The 24,106-nt window shown below is 39.5% G+C and carries 20 protein-coding genes and 1 riboswitch; of the genes, 16 read left to right on the top strand and 4 right to left on the bottom strand.

Annotated features, from left to right (window positions below):
* The first annotated feature begins 108 nt into the window (after window positions 1-108).
* Window positions 109-1,011 (top strand): UDP-3-O-acyl-N-acetylglucosamine deacetylase, encoded by a 903-nt coding sequence (gene lpxC, locus ACG94X_RS00075; protein ID WP_419381707.1) that lies wholly within the window; start codon window positions 109-111, stop codon window positions 1,009-1,011.
* A 98-nt stretch (window positions 1,012-1,109) separates the two neighbouring features.
* On the opposite strand, the gene ACG94X_RS00080 is transcribed toward lpxC, so the two are convergent.
* Window positions 1,110-1,559 (bottom strand): DUF721 domain-containing protein, encoded by a 450-nt coding sequence (locus ACG94X_RS00080; protein ID WP_419381708.1) that lies wholly within the window; start codon window positions 1,557-1,559, stop codon window positions 1,110-1,112.
* Between the two features lie 106 nt (window positions 1,560-1,665).
* On the opposite strand from ACG94X_RS00080, the gene ACG94X_RS00085 reads away from it, so the two are divergent.
* The 10 genes from ACG94X_RS00085 (at window position 1,666) to recJ (ending at window position 15,719) form a co-directional block, all read left to right on the top strand.
* Window positions 1,666-2,382: a M23 family metallopeptidase gene (locus ACG94X_RS00085; RefSeq protein ID WP_419381709.1), complete on the top strand. Its 717-nt coding sequence runs from the start codon at window positions 1,666-1,668 to the stop codon at window positions 2,380-2,382.
* Window positions 2,383-2,695: 313 nt separating this feature from the next.
* Window positions 2,696-5,404 carry a pyruvate dehydrogenase (acetyl-transferring), homodimeric type gene (gene aceE, locus ACG94X_RS00090; RefSeq protein ID WP_419381710.1) on the top strand — a complete coding sequence of 903 codons (2,709 nt, stop codon included), beginning with the start codon at window positions 2,696-2,698 and terminating at the stop codon, window positions 5,402-5,404.
* Between the two features lie 2 nt (window positions 5,405-5,406).
* Window positions 5,407-7,386, top strand: a complete 1,980-nt coding sequence (locus tag ACG94X_RS00095; protein ID WP_419381711.1) for a 2-oxo acid dehydrogenase subunit E2 — start codon at window positions 5,407-5,409, stop codon at window positions 7,384-7,386.
* 124 nt (window positions 7,387-7,510) lie between these two features.
* Window positions 7,511-7,663: riboswitch (yybP-ykoY riboswitch) on the top strand.
* Between the two features lie 104 nt (window positions 7,664-7,767).
* Window positions 7,768-8,346 (top strand): TMEM165/GDT1 family protein, encoded by a 579-nt coding sequence (locus ACG94X_RS00100; protein WP_419381712.1) that lies wholly within the window; start codon window positions 7,768-7,770, stop codon window positions 8,344-8,346.
* 200 nt (window positions 8,347-8,546) lie between these two features.
* Window positions 8,547-9,344, top strand: a complete 798-nt coding sequence (locus ACG94X_RS00105; RefSeq protein WP_419381713.1) for an oxygen-binding di-iron domain-containing protein — start codon at window positions 8,547-8,549, stop codon at window positions 9,342-9,344.
* Window positions 9,345-9,430: 86 nt separating this feature from the next.
* Window positions 9,431-9,796 (top strand): YkgJ family cysteine cluster protein, encoded by a 366-nt coding sequence (locus tag ACG94X_RS00110; protein ID WP_419381714.1) that lies wholly within the window; start codon window positions 9,431-9,433, stop codon window positions 9,794-9,796.
* A gap of 507 nt (window positions 9,797-10,303) precedes the next feature.
* Complete coding sequence (gene guaB / locus ACG94X_RS00115) at window positions 10,304-11,770, top strand: IMP dehydrogenase (protein WP_419381715.1); 1,467 nt, start codon at window positions 10,304-10,306, stop codon at window positions 11,768-11,770.
* 117 nt (window positions 11,771-11,887) lie between these two features.
* Entirely contained in the window at window positions 11,888-13,219 is a 1,332-nt protein-coding gene (gene glmM, locus ACG94X_RS00120) for a phosphoglucosamine mutase (protein ID WP_419381716.1), read from the top strand.
* Between the two features lie 125 nt (window positions 13,220-13,344).
* Window positions 13,345-14,001, top strand: a complete 657-nt coding sequence (gene pdxH, locus ACG94X_RS00125; protein ID WP_419381717.1) for a pyridoxamine 5'-phosphate oxidase — start codon at window positions 13,345-13,347, stop codon at window positions 13,999-14,001.
* A 14-nt stretch (window positions 14,002-14,015) separates the two neighbouring features.
* Window positions 14,016-15,719: a single-stranded-DNA-specific exonuclease RecJ gene (gene recJ, locus ACG94X_RS00130; RefSeq protein ID WP_419381718.1), complete on the top strand. Its 1,704-nt coding sequence runs from the start codon at window positions 14,016-14,018 to the stop codon at window positions 15,717-15,719.
* Between the two features lie 77 nt (window positions 15,720-15,796).
* Here recJ and ACG94X_RS00135 read toward each other — a convergent pair whose 3' ends face one another.
* Window positions 15,797-16,564: a putative porin gene (locus tag ACG94X_RS00135; RefSeq protein WP_419381719.1), complete on the bottom strand. Its 768-nt coding sequence runs from the start codon at window positions 16,562-16,564 to the stop codon at window positions 15,797-15,799.
* Between the two features lie 298 nt (window positions 16,565-16,862).
* Window positions 16,863-17,690 carry a putative porin gene (locus ACG94X_RS00140; RefSeq protein ID WP_419381720.1) on the bottom strand — a complete coding sequence of 276 codons (828 nt, stop codon included), beginning with the start codon at window positions 17,688-17,690 and terminating at the stop codon, window positions 16,863-16,865.
* A gap of 186 nt (window positions 17,691-17,876) precedes the next feature.
* Here ACG94X_RS00140 and prfB point away from each other — a divergent pair.
* The 5 genes from prfB (at window position 17,877) to ACG94X_RS00165 (ending at window position 23,006) form a co-directional block, all read left to right on the top strand.
* Window positions 17,877-18,972 (top strand): peptide chain release factor 2 gene (prfB, locus tag ACG94X_RS00145; protein ID WP_419381721.1). Its coding sequence is split into 2 segments (ribosomal slippage): window positions 17,877-17,948 and window positions 17,950-18,972, totalling 1,095 coding nucleotides; the frame shifts between segments, so codons are not numbered across the junction.
* Window positions 18,973-19,124: 152 nt separating this feature from the next.
* Window positions 19,125-19,424, top strand: a complete 300-nt coding sequence (locus ACG94X_RS00150; RefSeq protein ID WP_419381722.1) for an ArsR/SmtB family transcription factor — start codon at window positions 19,125-19,127, stop codon at window positions 19,422-19,424.
* A gap of 123 nt (window positions 19,425-19,547) precedes the next feature.
* Entirely contained in the window at window positions 19,548-20,633 is a 1,086-nt protein-coding gene (locus tag ACG94X_RS00155; protein ID WP_419381723.1) for an alkene reductase, read from the top strand.
* A 382-nt stretch (window positions 20,634-21,015) separates the two neighbouring features.
* Window positions 21,016-22,296 carry a 3-deoxy-D-manno-octulosonic acid transferase gene (locus ACG94X_RS00160; RefSeq protein ID WP_419381724.1) on the top strand — a complete coding sequence of 427 codons (1,281 nt, stop codon included), beginning with the start codon at window positions 21,016-21,018 and terminating at the stop codon, window positions 22,294-22,296.
* Window positions 22,293-23,006, top strand: a complete 714-nt coding sequence (locus ACG94X_RS00165; protein ID WP_419381725.1) for a 16S rRNA (uracil(1498)-N(3))-methyltransferase — start codon at window positions 22,293-22,295, stop codon at window positions 23,004-23,006. Before ACG94X_RS00160 ends, ACG94X_RS00165 begins: the two co-directional genes overlap by 4 nt.
* Here ACG94X_RS00165 and ACG94X_RS00170 read toward each other — a convergent pair.
* On the bottom strand, window positions 22,989-23,966 hold the full coding sequence (locus tag ACG94X_RS00170) for a mechanosensitive ion channel family protein (protein ID WP_419381726.1): 978 nt from the start codon (window positions 23,964-23,966) through the stop codon (window positions 22,989-22,991). The two genes, ACG94X_RS00165 and ACG94X_RS00170, sit on opposite strands and share 18 nt — an antisense overlap.
* Window positions 23,967-24,106: the final 140 nt, after the last annotated feature.

The following is a 24,106-nucleotide window of genomic DNA, read 5'->3' on the forward strand; positions in this document are numbered from 1 at the left end:
AATTGATGTGATCAAAAAAGGTAGTGAGATTCATTACCTTTTTTGTTTTTTATCAATGGTTAAATGTGCTAACGTATAACGGATTTGAGAATTGAAGACCGAATAAGCATGTTGAAACAACGTACCCTGAATCGAGTCGTTAAAGCGAGTGGCATCGGACTACATAGCGGACAAAAAGTCATGATTAACTTTTTGCCCCATGTGGCGGATGGGGGTATTGTATTTCGCCGAATCGATTTAAACCCACCTATTGATATTCAAGCAGATGCAATGCTGATTCAAGAAGCATTCATGTGTTCAAATTTGGTCAACAATGAGGCTAAAGTGGGTACGATTGAACATGTGACCAGTGCGATTGCGGGTTTAGGTATAGACAACCTAATTGTTGAAGTTTCTGCCTCTGAAATCCCGATTATGGATGGCAGCGCAGGACCGTTTATTTATCTGCTCATGCAAGGTGAGTTGGTTGAACAAGATGCACCGAAAAAATTTATTAGAATTTTAAAACCTGTAGAAGCTTTAATTGAAGATAAACGTGCCAGTTTTTCTCCACACGATGGATTTCAAATTAATTTCACGATTGATTTTGACCATCCAGCATTTGCCAAAGAATATCAATCTGCAACCATCGACTTTTCTACAGAAACATTTGTCTATGAAGTCAGTGGTGCACGTACTTTTGGATTTATGAAAGACTTGGATTATTTAAAAGCGAATAATTTGGCTTTAGGTGCAAGTTTGGATAATGCGGTTGGTTTAGATGATACTGGTGTGGTCAATGAAGAAGGCTTACGTTTTGCTGATGAGTTCGTTCGTCACAAAATTTTAGATGCTGTTGGTGATTTATATTTGCTTGGACACCAAATTATTGCCAAGTTTGATGGTTATAAATCTGGACATGCACTGAATAATCAGCTTTTACGCAATGTGAAAAGTGATCCAACGAGCTATGAAATTGTAACATTTGATGACGAAAAATTATGCCCAATACATTTTGTAAGTGTGACATAAGTTATTGTCTTTTAGGGGTTCTGTTATAGTATAACAAGGTTGACTGTGATATCGATCACATTTTAATCACTGCTAAATCATAAATATTACTATATTGGTTACTTTTTATTGCTTGCCAAACGTAGTAGAGCTTGGCTAAGCTTAGGGTCGCTCACAAAGCTGGCGGCATTTTGTAACATATCTGCTGTTGCAGCTTCGATGCTTTTTGTTGTTTTATTGGATTGCTTGTGTGTTTCGGTTTCTTGTTGTTGATTCCGTAAACGAACTTGTAATTTCTGCAAATCACGTAATTCGCTGATTTGTGATAATTGAGAAATATACTGTTTTTGAAGATAACCGAGTTGACTAATCATGGCTTGATTTTCACCGGTGATGGTCAAAATACCGTATTGATAACAGACAACTTGCCATACCTCGGGTTGGGGTAATAGCGGTTGAATTAATTTAGTAAGTTTTTGCCATTCAGCAACTTGCTTTGTAAGAAACGATAAGTTTCCTGTTTTTATGTGTTGTCTTGTTGGTTGAAAGACGTTTTTTGGTTCAGACATACATTGTTCCTACATGGTGATGTCCTATCTTAAGCGCTCATTTCAGTTGATATCAAGGATGAGATCACGCAAGGGAATTAACTAAGAACAGTTTAAGAGGTTTTTTATGCATACGCGACGTATTTTATTGGCTTTTTCATTGGCCGCTTCAGCTGCTTCATTTGCATTCGCTGATTTGGTTCAAGTCAAGACTCAAAATTCATCAGCTCCTGATCGTTTAGAACAACTATCTAAAACATTATCTCAAGGCTCTTATACCCATCCAGATGATCTTGATCTTCCTGCTAGCGCTAAAGTGAGTGTCACTTTACGTAGTCAAGACAAGCCAATTGAATTGAATAATGAAAGCATTGCCAAAAAATACGGTTCAAGCTCAACTTCTACCAATTCGAATTCAAGCTCTCGCTATACTGGAAACTCTCCTTATTCATGGTTAGTCACTCATCCATTGCCAGATCTTAAGCGTGTCAGTTCAGATTTTGGTGGTCGTAATATGGGTGGTCGTGCTGAACATCACTCAGGTTTAGATATGTCTGCGCCAAGTGGTACACCAATTTATGCGACTGGTCCAGGTATTGTAACCAAGTCGGGTTGGGGTACGGGTTATGGTCAATATGTTGAAATTAATCATGGTAATGGTTATATCACGCGTTATGCGCATGCTTCACGTTTAGTTGCTCGTGTCGGTGACCAAGTGCAAGCGGGCGATCATATTGCCAATGTCGGTTGTACGGGGCGTTGTACGGGTCCACATTTACATTATGAAGTAGTGAAAGATGGTCAGCGTAAGAACCCATCTTCTTATTTAGCGATGTTGCCTTAAATTTAGAGATTAAATATTTTAAGACTGAATGGCTTAAAGTATTTAGGGCATAAAATGTTGCTTTATATCACTAGATTGGCAGCTCGTTTTTAAAGAATTAGATACAATATTCAAAGTATCATCAAATGAAATTAGTATTGTATAAATAACCGCCTAAATTGGCGGTTTTTTGTTGTTCTGTGTAAAATTTGGTGAGTCACTATTTAGTTACTAAATAATGCACACAATCCTCATTCATTTGTAACGATAACTTAACAAGCCTAAAACATGGTACATATAAGATATAGAATTTAGATCAAGGAATAGGTGTGTTATGGCGTATTTTGGTGATACAGACGCTCAAGAAACCCAAGAATGGCAAGATGCCTTTGATTCCGTGTTGCAACATATGGGAACGGATCGTGCTGCTTTTTTATTAGAAAAATTATATCAACAAGCGATTGCGAAGCATGTTCCTATTCAACGTATCAATACACCGTATTTAAATACAATCTCTGTGGAAGAATCTCCTGCAATGCCGGGTGATCAGGATATGGAACGCCGTATCCGTGCTTTAATTCGTTGGAATGCTTTAGCAATGGTGCTGCGTGCCAATAAAACAGGTGATGACTTGGGTGGTCACTTGGCAAGCTTTGCATCTTCTGCAACTTTATATGATGTTGGTTTTAACCATTTCTTCCGCGCCAATAGCGATAGTTTTGGCGGTGATATGATCTATTATCAAGGTCACTGTGCACCTGGTATTTATGCACGTTCATATCTTGAAGGTCGTTTAACTGAAGATCAGTTGAATAATTTCCGTCGTGAAGTCGGTGGTCAGGGTCTTTCAAGCTATCCGCATCCTTATTTGATGCCAGATTATTGGCAGTTCCCCACTGTATCGATGGGTCTTGGCCCAATTATGTCGATCTATCAAGCGCATATTCAAAAATATTTGATGAATCGTAGATTGATTAAAGAAGAAGATCGCAAGGTTTGGGCATATTTGGGTGATGGTGAAATGGATGAGCCAGAAAGTCTTGGCGCTATTTCACTGGCAGGACGTGAAAAACTCGATAACTTAATTTGGGTTGTGAACTGTAACTTACAGCGTCTAGATGGCCCTGTTCGTGGTAATGGTAAAATTATTCAAGAACTTGAGTCAGTTTTCCGCGGTGCAGGCTGGCGTGTCATTAAAGTGGTATGGGGTCGTCATTGGGATTCATTACTCGATAAAGATACTTCAGGTGCGCTCAAAGCACGTATGGCTGAAGCTGTAGATGGCGATTATCAACGTTATCAAGTGAAAGGCGGTGCTTATACCCGTGAAAAATTCTTTGGTAAGTACCCAGAAGCTGCTGAGTTGGTTAAAGACTTAAGCGATGAAGATATTGAGAATTTAAATCGTGGTGGACACGACCCTTCTAAAGTTTATGCAGCTTATGCCGCAGCGACAAAGAGTAATGGTCAGCCAACGGTTATTTTAGCGCATACCGTAAAAGGTTATGGCTTGTCTGAAGAAATTGAAGCAGTCAACAAAACGCATCAAATTAAAAAAATGCAGATTGACTCGCTGAGATATGTACGTGATCGCTTTAACTTGCCGTTTACAGATGAGCAATTACAAGAAGTACCGTTATATCGTCCAAGTGAAAATTCACCTGAATTGAAGTATATGAAGGCTCGTCGTGAAGCATTGGGTGGTTATTTACCTGCGCGTCGCAAAGACAGCGAAATATTAGATATTCCAGAACTTTCAGTTTTTGATGGTGTACTCAAAGGGAGTGCTGGTAAAGAACAATCTACTACGATGGTGATGGTACGTTTAATTGCTGCTTTGTTAAAAGAGAAAGCGATTAAAGACCGTGTTGTACCGATTGTTCCTGATGAAGCACGTACTTTTGGTTTAGAAGGTATGTTCCGTCAATTGGGTATCTATGCAGCGCATGGTCAGAATTATACCCCTGAAGACCAAGAACAGCTCATGAACTATCGTGAAGCAAAAGACGGTCATATGCTTCAGGAAGGCATTAACGAAGCAGGTGCGATGAGCGCATGGTCTGCACTGGGTACAAGTTATTCAACCAATAACCTGCCAATGATTCCAATGTATATGTATTACTCTATGTTCGGTTTCCAACGTATTGGTGATATTGCATGGGCAGCAGGCGACTCACAGGCGCAAGGTTTCTTACTTGGCGCAACAGCAGGCCGTACCACTTTGAACGGTGAAGGTTTACAGCATCAAGATGGTCATTCACATATTTTAGCCAATACTATTCCTAACTGTGTATCTTATGACCCATGTTTCGGTTATGAATTAGCTGTGATCGTGCATGATGGTTTAAAACGCATGTATGTGAATCAGGAACGTGTGTTCTATTACTTAACTGTAATGAACGAAAATTACGAACACCCTGAAATGCCTGAAGGCGTAGAAGACGGTATTAAGCGTGGTATGTATCAGCTTGAACAAGATACTAAAGCGACTGTTCAGTTGCTTGGTTCGGGTGTGATTTTACGTGAAGTGATTAAAGCTGCAAAAATCCTACGTGATGAGTATCAAATCCATTCTAATGTATGGAGTGTTACGAGCTACAACGAGTTGGCACGTGACGGTATGGCTGTAGAAGAATACAACCGTTTACATCCACTTGAAGATGGTAAAGAGTCTTGGGTTTCTCAGTTGTTGCGTGACACAGATGGTATCGTGGTTTCTGCGACAGATCATATGCGTGCGTATAGCGAACAAATCCGTGCTTATCTTCCAGACAACCGTCCATTCGTGGCTTTAGGAACAGATGGATATGGTCGTTCAGATACTCGTGGTAATTTGCGTAGCTATTTTGGTGTAGATGCTGCTCACATTGTGGTTGCGACATTGAAAAAGTTAGCAGACGAAGGCGAGGTAGATGCACGTTTAGTGAAAGATGCAATCTCTTCATTTGAATTGGATGTAGATCGCCCAGTCGCTTGGTTACCTCAAGCGCACCCATCTGTTTCAGAAGTTGCAGCTTATACAGAATCAAGTGAGGAGAAATAATAATGCAAATTAAAACTCCTGATATTGGTGTAGATAAAGCCACTGTCGCTGAAATTTTAGTCAAAGTTGGCGATACGATTTCTGTCGATGACAGCATCGTTTTGCTTGAGTCGGATAAAGCCTCTGTTGAAGTGCCAAGCACTTTGGCAGGGGTAGTCAAAAGTATTGCTGTATCTGAAGGTGATGAGGTTTCAGAAGGTGCTGTACTGATTGAAGTTGAATCTGCTGATGCAACTGCGACAAACGACGCACCAATGGTTCAGGCAGCTGTGAAAGCTGAACCTGCTGTAGACGTTAAAGCAGAACAAGTTGCGGCAGTGGCGAGTGCTCCTGTAGCTACTTCAACGCAAACAGTAGAAGTGAAAGTGCCTGATATTGGCGTGGAAAAAGCACTGGTCGGTGAGATTCTAGTCAAAGTCGGTGATGAAATTGCCGTTGAAGACAGTATTGTTGTGGTCGAATCTGACAAAGCCACAGTTGAAGTTCCAAGTACAGTCGCAGGAATTGTCGAAAGTATTATTGTCAAAGAAGGTGACAGTGTCAAAGAGGGCGTGGTACTGATTACAGTGAAAACTGTAGGAGCTCCAACGAGTTCAGTGGCAGAACCTTCTAAAGCGACCCCACAAACGGCAGCAACGCCGACTCAAATTACTGCACAAGAGTCATCAGCACCAACCCAATCGGGTAAAGTTGAAATTGCTGTTCCTGATCTTGGTGTAGATAAAGCCACGATTTCTGAAATTTTAGTTAATGTGGGCGATACAGTTGAAAAAGACCAGAGCCTATGTGTTGCTGAGTCGGATAAAGCCTCTGTAGAAGTACCAAGTACGGTTGCAGGTACGGTGACGGCGATTCATGTGGAATTGAATCAGTCCGTGAGCCAGGGCACGGCTTTAGTGACAATTGAAGCACAAGGTCAGACTGCACCAGTACCGCAAGACAAACCAGCTGCTCAAGTACTACAAGCTGCATCAACACCAGCTGCTAAAACGACAGTATCAGCTTCCAAAGCTGAAGTAGCAGTTGCTCAAGCAGGTACTGAAAAGTTATCTAAAGCACAACAAGCTGAAAATGCTAAAGTGTATGCAGGTCCTGCGGTACGTAAACTTGCACGTGAATTGGGTGTTGTGCTGTCTCAGGTAAAATCATCTGGGCCGCATGAACGTGTGATCAAAGATGATGTGTTTGCCTATGTGAAAACTCGTCTGACTGCACCACAAGTTGCTCCTGTAGCAAGTACAACAGCTGTAGCTTCAGGTTTGCCTGCATTACCAGATTTCAGTGCATTTGGCGGTGGTGAAGTCGCTGCAATGACACGTTTGCAACAGGTTTCTGTTCCACAATTGTCATTGAATAACTTTATTCCACAAGTAACGCAGTTTGATTTAGCTGATATTACTGAGCTTGAAGCTTGGCGTGGTGAGCTAAAAGGTAAATTTAAACAAGATGGTATTAGTTTAACCATCCTTGCTTTCATTGCCAAAGCTGTAGCTTTCTTACTGAAAGAAGAACCTTATTTCGCAGGGCATTTGGCGGATGATCAAAAAGGTGTGTTATTACGCAATGAAATCCACATGGGTATTGCTGTTGCAACTCCAGATGGTTTGACTGTTCCGGTATTGCGCAATCCTGATCAAAAATCGATAAAGCAAATTGCTATTGAATTGGGTGAGTTGAGCAAAAAAGCACGTGATAAGAAACTTTCTCCGAAAGACTTACAAGGTGCAAACTTTACCATTACCAGTCTGGGTTCAATTGGTGGTACTGCATTCACACCATTGGTTAATTGGCCTCAAGTAGCGATTTTAGGAATTTCACCTGCGACCATGCAACCTGTATGGAATGGTTCTAGTTTTGATCCTAAGTTGATGTTGCCATTATCATTATCATATGATCATCGTGTTATTAATGGTGCAGATGCAGCACGTTTTAGCAATAAATTGACCAAGCTTTTGGCTGATATTCGTAATATTTTGCTTTAAGCTTCATTAATCAATATGATGAATTTAAAAACCTGCTTCGGCAGGTTTTTTGATTTTTAGACGATGAAATATATTTTCTTGGATGAATTTCATTGAAATGTCATCCTAAGCACTTTAAAATAGAGTTCACTTCATTGGGGAGTAGCCGCTATTCATTTTTGCAAAAAGAATGAATAGGTGATGATCAACATAATTGCTCAACAGAGCGTGGTCATCATAGCAAAGAACCAATTTAGCTGAAGATGATGTTTTATTGCGTCCTCAGTTATCTTTTGTTGGCAAGACCTTTGATTTATCACTCTGCGTTGAATAGGCGACTATTCTTTTTGGCTAGCAGGAGGGATAGGTCATCGGTAAATATTGCTAGCCAGAGACCCCAACATGTTATCTGCATTCTTCATCTCTTTAGTGGTTGTTGCGCTATCTGAAATGGGTGATAAAACCCAACTGCTTGCCTTGCTTCTAGCTGCAAAATTCCGCAAACCGATTCCTATTTTATTCGCAATTTTACTCGCTACCATTCTCAATCATGGTGTATCTGCCGTACTTGGACAATGGATCACCACTGTACTTAGTCCTACCGTATTATTATGGATCGTGTCGCTGGGCTTTATTGCAATGGCGGGTTGGCTGCTGATTCCTGATGAATTGGATGATGAATCTGAAAGCATTAATAAATGGCAAAAATATGGCGTGTTTGGTGCGACTTTTGTATTGTTCTTCCTTGCTGAAATTGGTGATAAAACCCAAATTGCCACAGTTGCTTTAGCCGCTCGCTTTGACAGTGTAGGTTGGGTGACTTTGGCGACAACGCTCGGCATCATGCTTGTGAATGCGCCTGCAGTATTTATTGGTAATAAACTCGCAGATAAATTGCCTATTGCATTAATTCATAAAATTGGTGCAGCTATTTTCTTGATTATCGGTGTTGCTGCATTGGTTCAACATTATTTTTTCTAAAGCCTGATCGTAGCTAAAAATATTTCATTCAATTCTATTTAAAACCCTACTTAGTTTAGGGTTTTTTACTTTTATGAGAAAAATCACACAAATAATAATCAAACTTAGGGTGTGTCTTTATTGTAACTATAAAGAAAACCTTATATGTTGTATGGAATAAGTAAAGATTTATTTTAAAAAATGTTTTGGGGTTTTTGGGTATGGCTTTAGATCGCACCACGTCACATGTTTTGTTTGATAATGGCATTCATAAATGCATTAGTTTTACCAGTTTAGTTAAGGGTGAAGGTGTACAAGCCAATCAGTTTTTAATTTTGAATAATGACCGTGCAGCAGTGTTGGATCCAGGTGGTGATTTGACTTATGTACCACTGACCATGGAGTTGAATAAATATACTCGTTTACAAAATTTAGACTATGTCATGGCATCACATCAAGATCCAGACATTATTACGTCTATGCCGCGTTGGTTGGTTTATACAGATGCCAAAGTGGTTGCTTCAAAATTATGGGCACGCTTTTTACCACATTTAAATTCAGCATTTATGAGTGATCGTATGAAAGGCGGTTGGCTGGAGCGTTTAATCGAATTACCTGACCAAGGCGGTTCTATTCCATTGGGCGAAACTCGAATTATTGTTGTGCCTGCTCATTTTTTACATTCTGTTGGTAACTTCCAATTTTACGATCCAATTTCAAAAATTTTATTTTCGGGTGATATGGGTGCTTCAATTGTTGATGATGCGACTGCACCGATTGAGAGTTTTTTATCACATATTCCAAGCATGCACGGTTTTCATCAGCGTTATATGTGTAGCAATCGCATTATCCGTCTGTGGGTGAAAATGGTGCGCCAAATGGATATTGAAATGATAGTGCCACAACACGGTAAGCCATTTGTTGGTAAAGAGATGATTAATCAATTCTTAGATTGGATTGAAAATTTACAGTGTGGTATCGATTTGATGGACGAATCGATTTTTACTTGTCCTAAATAAAAAAACTGAAAAATGTATTGAGTTTTTAAGTCAATGTTCTTAGGATTTTCGAACAAAATTTAATTTGATAACGAGAATCTTAAGAAATGTTATCTCAAATTGCAGCGCAGGATGCGTGTTTAAGCTGTGGAGCGTGTTGTGCCTTCTTTCGAGTGTCCTTTTATTGGGCAGAAGGGGATGTTATGCCGCAAGAAGTGGTAGAGCCACTAACCGCTGTTTATTCTTGTATGAAAGGCACCAATCAACAACAACCGCGCTGTGTCATGCTTTCGGGTGAAATTGGTCAGCAGGTGAGTTGTACAATGTATGAGCAGCGGAGTTCCAGTTGTAAAGAGGTTCAGGCAGGCGATGCACAATGCAATAAAGCTCGTTCTGCATATAATTTGATTCCACTCATCGACATTGAACCTGCATATCCAAGTAATGATGAAGACTTTGATCAGGTGTGTTAGCGCTCGATGATGAAAATCCTCAGTCTTATCTTTTTGTTCATAGTTTTGCTTTTTTTATACTTTTTTATTCAACAAAGAACAGCAACCAGTGATCAAGCATTGCTGCAGCAGTGGTGGAAATATAATGGCGATTACAACGCTGGATCGAAATGCTCCGATCTTTATTCTATTTCTGAAACCATGTTGGCAGATCGTGACATATATTGGTTTGTAAAATATCGTTATTTATCAGGTGATATTCTTTTAACTGTTCAAAATCCTCAGTCAAAGTATGCTTGTATTTATGTCTCGAAACGGTGAGAAATTGATTAATTTACAATCAAATATTATAAAAAAAGAGTGATGGCAGCGCTGAATTCATAGACGTTTTATATTCACAGCCTATTTTATAGATAAAAAATATTGAACATTAAGTGTGATAGAGAATAAAAAATCATCACAATAAAAAATGAAACTTAAACTGAAATTTGTATATAATAGCTCACGGAAATTACCAGCGAGACTGTTATGTTGACTATCGTTCAAGAAGCTCTGACCTTCGATGATGTCTTATTACTCCCTGCCTACTCTACTGTCCTCCCAAAAGATGTCTCCCTAAAGACACGCCTTACACGCGGCATCAATCTGAATATTCCTATGGTTTCAGCAGCAATGGATACTGTGACTGAGTCACGTATGGCTATTGCGATGGCGCAAAACGGTGGTATTGGTATTCTACATAAAAACATGGATATTTCTGCACAGGCTGCAGAAGTTCGCCGTGTGAAAAAATTCGAAGCGGGCATGGTGAAAGATCCTATCACTGTCACCCCAGAAACAACTGTTCGTGAGTTATTCGCGATTACTCAAGCCAATAACATCAGTGGTGTACCTGTTGTTAAAGATGGCAAAGTAGTCGGTATTGTGACAGGTCGTGATACACGTTTTGTCACCAATTTAGAACAACCTGTCAGCAATATCATGACGGGTCAGGATCGTCTAGTAACAGTTCGTGAAGGCGAATCTAAAGAACATATTCAAGCATTATTACAACAATACCGTATTGAAAAAGTACTGGTTGTTGGTGAATACAATGAGTTAAAAGGTCTGATTACGGTTACAGATTTCCGTAAAGCAGAACTTTATCCAAATAGCTGCAAAGACGATTTAGGTCGTTTACGTGTTGGTGCTGCTGTTGGTACAGGTGCAGAAACCCCAAGCCGTGTAGAAGCGTTGGTTGAAGCTGGTGTAGATGCGATTGTTGTGGATACTGCACATGGTCATTCTGCAGGTGTAATCGAACGTGTACGTTGGGTGAAAGCAAACTATCCGCAAGTACAAGTGATTGGTGGAAATATTGCAACGGGTGATGCTGCATTGGCATTGCTTGATGCAGGCGCAGATGCAGTTAAAGTAGGTATCGGTCCTGGTTCAATTTGTACTACGCGTATTGTTGCGGGTATTGGTATGCCACAGATGTCTGCAATTGACAGCGTTGCCAATGCACTAAAAGATCAAATTCCGTTAATCGCAGATGGTGGTATCCGCTTCTCTGGCGATATCGCAAAAGCGATTGGTGCAGGTGCAAGTACGATCATGGTTGGTTCACTTATGGCAGGTACAGAAGAAGCCCCTGGTGAAGTTGAATTTTTCCAAGGTCGTTACTACAAAGCTTACCGTGGTATGGGTTCATTGGGTGCGATGGCAGGAGCAACAGGTTCTGCGGATCGTTATTTCCAAGACTCTAAAGCAGGTGCAGAGAAACTTGTACCAGAAGGCATTGAAGGTCGCGTACCTTACAAAGGGCCTATGGGCAATATTGTGCATCAAATGATGGGTGGTTTACGCTCTTCTATGGGGTATACAGGTTCTGCCGTGATTGAAGACCTTCGCCAAAATGCGAAGTTTGTAAAAATTACATCTGCAGGGATGTCTGAATCTCATGTGCATGATGTAACGATCACTAAAGAAGCACCGAACTATCGTGTGGGTTAATTTTTTGTTGTGATTTAATTGAAAAAGCCGTCAAGTTATGACGGCTTTTTTTTTTTGGTGTAAAGTAGTGCTATTGAAAAATTGATTGTTATACAACATATAATAAGTGGGTAAAGAATGAGTTATTTTGGAACAGACGGTATTCGTGGACAATTTGGTCAACTCCCGATTACCCCTGAATTCGCACTGAAATTAGGATTTGCTGCAGGGAAAGTATTAAAGCAAATTAGCCCAAAATCAAAACCAATTGTGGTCATGGGTAAAGATACTCGTTTATCTGGTTATATTTTAGAAGCAGCTTTGCAAGCAGGTTTGAATGCCGCTGGCGTTTATGTACATTTGCTTGGCCCATTACCTACACCTGCTATTGCACATTTAACACGTGCTTTACATGCCAATTTAGGCATTGTGATTTCAGCGTCGCATAATCCATATTTTGATAATGGTATTAAATTTTTCTCAGATGAAGGCAAAAAATTGCCAGATTCAATTCAAGATGCGATCAATAAAGAACTTGAAAACGACATTGTGATTGAAGACACTGCAAATTTGGGCAAAAGTGTTCGTGTTAAAGATGCCAATGGGCGTTATATCGAATTTTGTAAATCGACATTCCCATACCATTATAATCTACGCCATTTAAAAATTGTGGTGGATTGTGCTAATGGTGCAGCGTATAGCGTAGGTCCTGCGGTATTCCGTGAGTTGGGTGCAAAAGTTATTGCAATGTATAACGATCCGGATGGTTTAAATATCAATAAAGATTGTGGTTCAACGCACCCTGAAAGTTTGCAACAAGCTGTGATCGACAATCAAGCAGACTTGGGTATTGCTTTTGATGGTGATGCAGACCGTGTGGTCATGGTCGACCGCCATGGTCAGTTAATTGATGGCGATCACATTTTGTATATTCTTGCGACGCAAGCTAATCATAAGCCAGCAGGGATTGTGGGTACTGTCATGAGTAATATGGCGCTTGAATTGGCACTTGAAAAAGCAGGTGTGCCATTTGTTCGTGCTAATGTTGGTGACCGTTATGTACTACAAAATTTAGAAGAAAAAAATTGGGTCATTGGTGGCGAGCCATCAGGTCATATTTTGACTTTAGATAAGAGTACAACAGGTGATGCCATTATTGCCGCGCTACAAGTTTTAACCGTGATGGTAGAACAGGATAAATCTTTGGATGAGCTTGTTACTGATTTTAAAGTTTTCCCGAATGTATTGGTCAATGTCCGCCTTGAGCAAATGTTTGATCCATTTGCAGTACCTGCTTTAGTCGCTGAATTTGATAAAGCCGAAGTGCAACTCAAAGGTCGTGGACGATTATTGATTCGTAAATCGGGTACAGAGCCTGTGATTCGTGTCATGGTTGAAGGTGATAATCTAAAAGAAGTGACTGATTTAGCAAATTCTTTGGCTGATGCTGTTCGTCAAAATGCAGCTTAATGATTTTAAAGCTCGCTACTTTAAAACTAGGTGCTTTAATAAGTCAGTTTTTAAAAATGTGAATGGGTAAGTTAATCTCCCCCTAACCCCTCTTGAGTAAAGAGGGGAATGAAAGGTCTAGGTTCATGAGTGATGTAATTAAAGATTTAAGCGAGCTTCGCCTCACTTATCAAAAAGGTGAACTTCATGAGGAATATGTGGATGCTGCTCCACATGAGCAATTTCTCGGTTGGTTTAATTCCGCATTAGAAGCAAAACTCCATGAACCTTATGCTATGTCTTTAGCGACCGCAAACGCACAAGGTCGTCCGCATGTACGAACTGTTTTATTACGTGGTGCGACAGAAGCAGGCTATGATTTTTATACCAATTATGACAGTCAAAAGGGTTTGGATTTAGCTGAAAATCCATATGCTGAATTGTTATTTTATTGGGATGAACTGGAACGACAAATTCGTGTGAGCGGTATTGTACGAAAAATATCTGTAGAAGAATCGACAGATTATTATCATAAACGTCCCAGAGATAGCCAAATTGCAGCACATATCAGCACTCCACAAAGTGGCGTGATTGAAAGTCGCGAACTTTTACAGCAAAACTTTCAAGCTTTACATGCTCGTGTTGGTGAACAAGCAGAATTGGTTAAACCTGAATTTTGGGGAGGCTATCGTTTAGAACCAACTTATTATGAATTTTGGCAAGGTCGTCCGAATCGTCTACATGACCGTCTGGCTTATGAAAAAATTGATGGTGCGTGGAAATTACAACGTTTAATGCCATAAGTAATCAAAAAATAATGCAAAAAATTCAAATTAAACAAAGACCATTAGTGACGCGTCCCGATACATTTCAGGGCGTATCGCTTTTCATTGCTGAAATTTTGGCACGTCGTGGCGTTCAGTCTGAACAAGAACTCGATTTAAAACTTAAATATTTACTTGCACCGAATATGAAGGGCTTAGAACAGGCCATTCAAATCATCGATCAAGCCATTGATGAACAGAAAAAAATTGTCATTGTTGGAGATTATGATGCGGACGGTGCGACCAGTACTGCATTGATGATTCTTGCTTTGCGTGAAATGGGGGCGAATGTAAATTATCTTGTTCCAGATCGCTTTAAATATGGTTATGGTTTAACCGCTAAAATTGCTGACTTAGCTTTTGAAACGTATCAGCCTGATCTACTCATTACAGTCGATAATGGTATTTCCAGTCATGCAGGCGTAGCTCAAGCTCAAACGCATGGCATGCAGGTGATTATTACCGATCATCATTTAACCACTAAAGAAACGCCAAAAGCCGAAGCGGTGGTCAATCCAAATCAGCTCGGTTGTGAATTTCCAAGTAAAGCTTTGGCAGGTGTGGGCGTTGCATTTTATTTATTGGCAAATTTAACGAGTCATCGTGCAAAATTAGCAAAATCTACAGCAAAAATCAGCCAATATTTAGATCTGGTTGCTTTGGGAACCTATGCCGATGTCGCGAGTTTGGATTATAACAACCGAATTTTAGTCGATGCTGGTGTTAAACGTATTCAACAAAATCAATGTCGTATGGGTATTAGTGCATTGTTGGATATTGCAGGGCGTGATCCTGCAGAGTTAAAAGCTTCTGATTTAGGTTTTGTCCTTGGACCCAGAATTAACGCAGCAGGGCGTATGGATACCATGGACATTGGTATTGAATGTTTACTCGCCAGTGAAATGCAAGCGGCTTATGCTTTTGCACAGCAACTGAATGATTTAAATTTAGAACGTCGTCAAGTCGAGTCACAGATGAAGCAAGAAGCTTTAACTGAACTGGAAAAATTACAATTAGATCAAGAAAATTTACCTGCGGCATTGGTGATGTTTGATGAAAATTGGCATCAAGGTGTTATTGGAATAGTCGCGGGGCGTTTAAAAGAACAGTTTCACCGTCCCAGTATTGTTTTTGCTGCCGATGAAGATGGCATTCACATCAAAGGTTCAGCACGTTCGATCGATGGGATTCATATTCGTGACAGTATTGAAAAAGTGGCTGAACAATATCCACATTTAGTTAGTCATTTTGGTGGGCATGCGGCGGCGGCAGGTTTAACCATTCAAAAACAACATTTCGAATCATTTAAACAGATTTTTACTCAGCTTATTGCTCAATCTGATAATGAATTATTTCAAGCGACGCTTTGGACAGATGGAGAATTGCCTGCTCAGGCCTTTCAAATTCAAACGGTAGATTTGATTGAGTCTTTAGGGCCGTGGGGACAAAAGTTTCCTTCGCCTGTTTTTGAAGGTCAATTTAAGATATTGGATTATCGTTGGCTCAAAGATGTTCATCTAAAATTAAAACTAGCTTTGGCAAATGGTCAATCTGTAGATGCAATTGCTTTTAATGCATTGAATAAATTTAATTTTGATCCAATGCAGAAAAATGTTCGAATTGTGTATGAATTGGATAAAAATCAATTTAATGGCAATGTGAGTTTACAATTACGTATGCTGTATTTAGAACATTAATTTTGAATGCTGTATTGGAAAATAAAAAACCGCTCAATTGAGCGGTTTTTTGATCGGTATGCCGATAAGCGATTTGCTTAGAAGCGGTACGCTGCACGAACACCGTACGTGTTGTAGTCATCGCCAAAACCGACACGACCTTCAAAGCTTACATTTTGATTAATGAATTTCTTTGCAGAAATACCGAATTCATCACGTTCACTTAGATCATTATTATAGTAGTCTGCCCCAACACTTAATGTTTTGTCTAAGTATAAGTCACCACGTACTTTATACTCATCTAAGTCGCCAAAAGCACCAAATGCTTCAAAATTCGCATCGTATTGACCGACTTTAGTGACATATTTTGCACGTATTGTTGGGTCTGCACCATCATCACCATTTTTAACGTCATAACCCGTCACACCAAGTGCAAGTAATAAACCTGCTGTAGGTAAATAACCGACTTCGGCACCATAAGTTGTTAATTTATCATTGATATTAGTGTTATCAATCTTAAGTTCATCACGACCTAAACGACCACTTACATAGAAGTCAGAGTTAGGTACGTAATATTCAAGTCCTGCGCCATATTGTGTATCTTTAATACCATCGTTATTGGCATATTCGACATTGGCTTTCACATTACTTGCGCGGTCTAAGAACGCAGCTTCGTTAAGCGGTGCATTACGGGTTTGAACAGGTTTGAAGTAGTAAGTACCGTCTACACCAAAACTATGGGTTGCATCAAAATTATCTGGATCATTGTATGTATATGAACCACCAACTTCGGCTTGATAAGCATGTGCAGTGCCAGTTAAAGCGGCTACGGAAAAGATTGCAGATGCGATTGCTAATTTTTTCATGGAATTTCGCCCTTATGAAGAATTGATTGATTTATACATGTTTCGTTACAATTTCAAGTCTAAGGGAAATATAATTATCGTCAACCACGCTATGGTAACGGGAGTGTAATCTCGGTGAGTTTGTGTAATATTTATTGCTTAAGTTGCTGAAAATAGATAAATAAAATTTATGTTTTGTTTTATTAAAATTGTGTGGATAGTGTGGAGAATAGTCGGCTTTGGATGAATATTAGACATATTTGGTAATAAAAAAGGCATTTCAATTTTGAAATGCCTTTTAGTTTTAAGTGTCTAAAACTTAGAAACGGAATGTTGCATTCACATTGTAAGTTTGGATATCATCACCAAAACCAATTGCACCGCCTACAGCAAAGGCATCATTTAAGAAGTATTTAGTGCGAATTAAGAACGAGTCAATATTGTCATCACCATCATCTTGGATATTATAAGCTGCACCTAAGCTGAATGTTTTGTTCAAGTAATAATCTGCACCAATGGTCATATTATCTACATCACCCAAAGAACCATCTGCTTCAAGGTTTAAATATTGTCCAGCTTGACCAATTGGAGTGACATATTTCGCTTTAAGCGCAAAATTATTTGCATCATCGTCGCCATCACCTTGATAACCGTCTACACCTATTGCTAAGAGTAAGTTAGTGATTGGCATAAAACCAACCAATGCGCGATAGGTTGTAACGTCGTCGTCCGACTTAAATTTATTACCACCAACAGTTACTTCAGTTTTGCTTTGACCAAAACCAATTTCACCATTGACATAAAATTGTTCATAGAAGTATTCAAGACCACCAGCAATTTGATGAACATCTACTTCAGCTGTATTTTTTCCATCAAAATCATAGAAAGGTTCGCTATCTAGATAATTATAAGTATATTTTCCATAAGCATTACTGTTATGACCTAAAAAGGCTGCTTCGTTAAGAGGGCCATTTTTAGTTTGAACAGGTGTAAAATAGAAAGTAGCTTTAGCATCTAATTGTCCAGCAGTGTCAATTGCATTGCTATCAAAATCAAAATACGTGAAGCCACCATCAATTTGAGCATCATATGCGAAGCTAGAAGTAGCGATTGCTGTTAAAGCTAAAGCAAGAAGTGAGCGTTTCATATCATTTTCCTTAAGAAGTTTTTGTTGTAAAAAAAATGTAATAGTGTTTCCAAAGCGTGTGTATTGTTCATAAAAGGTACACACGAGTCAATCGTATTGTTTGACAAAAAAGCGATATCTCAACTTTTTTCACTCTGTGGTAGAATGCCTGCGAATTAAAAAACGTTAAATGTGAGATTTAAACTCGTGGAAATTAATCCTTATCTAATTCAGCTAAAAGACTTAAATGACCGTGGTCTAACACTACGGGGGTATCTTTGACTACGATCTAAAGAAAGAGCGTTTAGAAGAGGTTCTCCGCGAGTTAGAAGACCCGACGATCTGGAATGATCAAAGCCGTGCACAAGCGATGGCGAAAGAAAAAGGTGAACTTGAAAACGTAATCAACGTTTTGGAAGGCTTGTCTACACAGCTTGATGATGCGCAGGCTATGCTTGATCTTGCTGTTGAAGCAGATGATGAAAGTTTGTTGGTCGATGTTCAGGCTGAATTAACATCTGCAGAAGAAGAATTGGCAAAACTTGAATTCCGTCGTATGTTCAGCAATCCAATGGATCCAAATCCATGCTATGTGGAAATTCAAGCAGGTTCTGGTGGTACAGAAGCACAAGATTGGGCTTCTATGTTGTTGCGTATGTACTTGCGTTGGATTGAACGTCATGGCTTTAAAGCTGAATTGATGGAAGAATCTAACGGCGATGTTGCAGGAATTAAATCTGCAACCATCCGTGTAGAAGGTGAATATGCTTATGGTTGGTTGCGTACTGAATCTGGCGTACATCGTTTAGTACGTAAGTCACCATTTGACTCGGGTAACCGTCGCCATACTTCGTTCTCGGCAGTATTTGTATCACCTGAAATTGATGACAATATTGAAATTGATATTAACCCTGCCGATGTTCGTACTGATACGTACCGTGCCTCTGGTGCAGGTGGTCAGCACATTAACAAAACCGATTCAGCGGTGCGTTTAACCCATGCCCCAACAGGTATTGTGGTGGCTTGTCAGAACCAACGTTCACAACATGCCAACCGTGATCATGCATGGAAACAGCTCCGTGCAAAATTGTATGAACTGGAAATGAAAAAGCGTTCAGATGCTGCACAGGCTTTAGAAGATACCAAGTCTGATATTGGCTGGGGCAGTCAAATCCGTTCGTATGTACTGGATGATTCACGTATTAAAGACTTACGCACCAGTGTGGAAAGTTCAAATACAGGTGCAGTACTGGATGGTGATCTGGATAAATTTATTGAAGCTAGTTTAAAGCAAGGTCTTTAATTTAATTTTCAATAAAAGCAAAGTCTTAACGATATCTTTACAATATATCTAAAAAAATCGATATTAAAATCGATAAAATACGATATATTGATTGTAAAGGTGCTGAATAGGGCTTTGCTCTGTATTGAATATATCTGATACGAGTTGTAGGTATGGATGTTGATTTAATTTCTAAAGCTTTGGCAAATCCGACTCGACGTCAAATATTGGAATGGTTGAAAAAACCACAGCAATATTTGTCTGAAGAGCAGTGTGGAGGCTTTAGTCGTGGTATTTGTGCAGGGAATATCGAGAAGCTCGGTAATGTCTCTCAGTCTACGATGTCTAATCATTTATCGGTATTACAGCAATCAGGCTTAATTCAAGCAGAAAAATATGGTCAATGGTCATATTTTTCACGCAATGAAATCCTCATTCAGCAATATATTGAATATTTACAAAACTCACTGTAAATCCACAATTCAAAATTTACATCGTTCCTTCCGTATTTCTTCCGACTAGGAAAAAATGAACAAGAGGCTAAAAAACGATGCGAAATTTTATTTGGAATTTATCGTTTGAGTGATGAGGCAAATATGGCTGAACTTAACTCTCCTTTAACACTTGGCGATTTACAACTAAAAAACCGAGTGATCATGGCACCGCTTACCCGTAGCCGTGCGACAGCTGACCGTGTACCAACGGCAATCATGGCTGAACACTATGCGCAGCGTGCAAGCGCAGGCTTAATTATTTCTGAAGCAACAGTCATTTCCGAACAAGCCAATGGTTATTTAAATACCCCAGGATTGTTCACAGAAGCGCAAGTTGAAGGCTGGAAACAGGTTACACAAGCTGTTCATGACAAAGGTGGTTTGATCGTAGCACAGCTTTGGCATGTGGGTCGTGTATCACATCCAGATCTACTTGATGGTGAAACACCTGTCTCTGCAAGTAATGTACAACAAGCGGGTCAAGTGAGTTTATTGCGTCCTAAACGTGATTATGTCGTACCACGTTCTTTAGATATTGCTGAAATTAAAGCCATTGTTGAGCAATTTAAGCAGGCAGCTATCAAAGCCAAAGCAGCAGGTTTTGATGGTGTGGAACTGCATGCAGCCAATGGTTATTTAATCGATCAATTTTTACAAAGTTCGACCAATCAGCGTGAAGATGAGTACGGTGGTTCAGTAGAAAATCGTACACGTTTTTTAATTGAAGTGATGGATGCTTTAATTGAAGTGTGGGGTGCAGGTCGTGTAGGTGTGCATCTTGCGCCACGTGGCGATGAACATGACATGGGTGATGCTGATCCACGTGAAACATTTGGTTATGCATTGGAACAGTTGGGGCAGCGTAAAATAGCCTTCTTCTTTACTCGTGAATATTTAGCCGATGACAGTATGAGTGCATACATGAAACAGCGTTCAGGTGGTGTACCATATATTGCCAATATGAAACTGAGTCGTGAAGATGCCATTGATTTATTGGCTTCAGGTCAAGCTGATGCAGTGTCTTTTGGTAAGGCTTACATTGCCAATCCTGATTTATTTGAGCGTTTAGTTCAAGATGCACCTTTGAATGAGTTGGTATTTGAAAATATGATCGGTGCGCAAACTGCGCAAGGTTATATTGATTATCCTACTTTAGAAGAAAAAATTGAGGGTGAATTACCCGCTTAAAGTTGAGAGGCTGTGTTTATGAATGTATAGATGCAGCCTTTTAATCCTAACTTTTAAGGATTAAAAGTAACAAAAATCCTTTGTTAGGCAAAGGGGGATATCCTATCACCCTTGCCCAACGGCGACATCCATGTCGCCTATCGCGATAGCTCCAATCATTTTTACAGCCAATTAAAGAATAAAAACAAATCATTTATATTAATTTAATTCTAACGATTGGTATAAGTATCGTTTTAAATACAAGTGACTGTTTGGCTTAACTTGTGATTTTTATAAAATAAATAAGTGCTTTATCCACGCAACAAATCCTTCAATATTATTGATTAACAACTGCATACAGCTCTGTTATATTTGCCGATTAAATCTATTTTGGGGCATTTGTTTGGCTACTCCTTTTTGGTATAACACAGCACTCGCAATCGTTAAGCCATTGTATAAATGGCGAATCAAAAAACGTGCGCAAAATTTGCAAGAGTATCAACAGGAATATCTTGAACGTTTTGGCCCATTTCAAACCGCCAAAAATAAACAAACACTTTGGTTTCACTGTGTCTCTGTAGGCGAAACCAATGCTGCACAGCCTTTAATTGAGTATTATCTTCAACAAGGTCATGCTGTTTTAGTCACCAATACCACTAAAACAGGTCAGGCACGTTCTAAGTCGCTCTTTTTAAAAGCAGCGTATGAAGCTTTATTTCAAGCGGTGTATTTACCTGCCGATCAAACCTATTTAATTGCTGATTTTTATCAGAAATATCAACCGAAATTACTTATTCTGGTTGAAACAGAACTTTGGCCAAATTTGATTGATCAAGCAAAGCAATTTAATGTGCCATGTATTTTGGTCAATGCACGACTTTCGGAAAAGTCTGCCAAAGGTTATGGTAAAGTCCCAAGTTTAACCCGTCCAATGTTGCAGGGTTTGGATTGTTTATTGGCGCAAGATGTCGCAACACAGCAGCGTTTTACTGATTTAGGGATTCCACAGAATAAAACCAATGTGGTTGGTAGCATTAAATTTGATATTGCTGCACCTGAATCTTTTGTCGAAAAAGCGCAGCAGTTAAAACGAGATTGGAATTTAAATTCACGTAAAATTATCACCATTGCCAGTACTCATTCTCCAGAAGAAGAGAAGTTACTTGCTGCTTTAAAACCGTATTTGAATGAACATCCTGAATGGTTATGTATTGTTGTACCACGTCATCCTGAGCGTTTTGATGGTGTGTTTAATATGGCACAAGCACTCAATTTAAATACACAGCGTCGTAGTTTAAAGCAAGCTATTCAAGCGGATACGCAAGTGTATTTGGCAGATAGTATGGGTGAAATGTGGCTGTGGTATGCGCTGAGTCAGGCTTGTTTTGTCGGTGGTTCATTGAATGAGCCAGGTGGTGGACATAATATTCTAGAGCCAATGGCTTTGAATGTAGCAACGGTGATTGGTCCAAATTATTTTAATTTCCAAGCCATTGTGGATGAATTTGTACAAGCCGATGCTGTTGCAGTAGGGCAGTCTGTCGATGATGTGGTTCAGTTATTGGTACGTTGTTTAGAAGATCAAATGTTTGCACATACATTGAGTCAACATGCAATTGAGGTTTTGGATCGGAATAAGGGCTCTTTGCAGAAGCATATTGCTGTGATTGATCAGTATTTATGAATATTGTTCTTTTAGACCCTCGTCAAACTCAATCGGACATATGGACAATCAGTTCGAAAAGGCAAATTGAGCATTTACAAACCCATGTTGATGTCAAAATTGGAGACACACTAAGAGTTGGTATTCGTGAGGGAAAACGCTATTTAACTGAAATTATTGATATTTCAGAAAACTCAATTCAACTTAGGCCTTTAAAAGAAGAATCAATTCCAAAAAAATTGCCTGTGACTTTGATTGTTGCATTACCCCGACCAAAGGTTTTACGCCGTTTAATTATGGATGCTGTCACATTGGGGGTAGATAAGCTGATCCTTATTCACAGTTATCGTGTGGATAAAAGTTATTGGCAAACACCTTTTTTACAACAGCTTGATCATTATGTGACTTTAGGTTTGGAGCAAGCAGGTGATACCTTTGCACCTAAAATTGAATTATATAAACGCTTTAAACCTTTTACAGAAGATATATTACCGACATTGATTGCTGAAAAAAATCCTGCATACGTGGCTCATCCTTATGCAGAACAGAAAATGCCTTTTGCCATCGATCATCCATGTAGCGTCATTATTGGCCCAGAAGGTGGTTTTATTCCCTATGAAATTGATTTGCTCATAAAAAACGGCTGCCAAGCAGTGAGCTTAGGCAACCGTATTTTGCGAACTGAAAGCGCAATTCCCTATGTATTGGGGCGCTTATTTGGCGCGACCTGAGTTGGCATCATCTACCGATGGATCACCACGGTAAACTTTCACTTCCTGAACAGGGTAAGGAATAGAAACATTGTTTTTGGCAAAGGCTTCAATCACCAGTTCTTGCACTTCACTGACAGAAGCGGAAGTTGAAGTTTCTGTGGTATTGACCCACCATTGGACTTTCAAATTAATCGAGAAGTCCGCAAGAGTGGCAACATTGACACTGAAGCCGGGTTGACTGAGAATTTTAATATCTCGGTCAAGCAATTGTAGAATAATATCTTTGGCTTTTTGCACATCATCTTCATAGCCAATACCGACAATAAATTCACAACGACGACGGTGATACGCCGTATTTACAGTCACTGGACTGGTATAAACCGTTGCATTTGGAATGACGATACGGCGACCATCTGGTGAGCGTAAGAACGTTGCGCGAATTTGAATATCTTCAACTGTTCCTTCCATATTATTGACAATAATATCATCACCAATTTGGAAAGGTTCGCCCAAAAGAATTAGAATACCAGACAACATATTTTGGAAAATATCTTTAAACGCAAAACCGATTGCAACCGAACCAATCCCCAAAGCACTCATCAATTGCGCAGGGGTAAATCCGGGAATCGCAATGACCATTGCAATGAGAAAACCGAAGAAGATAATTGCGGTACTACCCACTCGATTCAGTACCAATACTAGGTTTTGACGTGTATAGGTGCGATTTTCTAAAGTTTTACGAACAAAAAGTTTGAAAATTTTTGACAATATCCAGAAAACAATAAGTACCACTAATGCAATGCATAAATATGGTACACGCTCCCAAAAACCATCCATAATTTTATCGATGGTGCTATAAGCATCATTATATTTTGCAGTATGTTGAATGACCGTTTGTGCAGTTTTTTCACCTGCAGCGTGGATCAATTGCGAGGTGTCTTGTGCGACTTCACTTAATGTATTTACTTCTTCAGTCACAACGATGTCCAATAAAATGATCGCGATATTTTGCCTGAATTTTCAGAGATGTTCAGCTTTGATTACAGTTTATCGCAGAACAAATAAATAACCGCACAGTTTATGGAGTAAAAGTGAACAAATTTTCATAAAGATTAAAT

This window comes from Acinetobacter psychrotolerans (assembly GCF_048552595.1).
In the GTDB taxonomy this organism is placed as follows: domain Bacteria; phylum Pseudomonadota; class Gammaproteobacteria; order Pseudomonadales; family Moraxellaceae; genus Acinetobacter.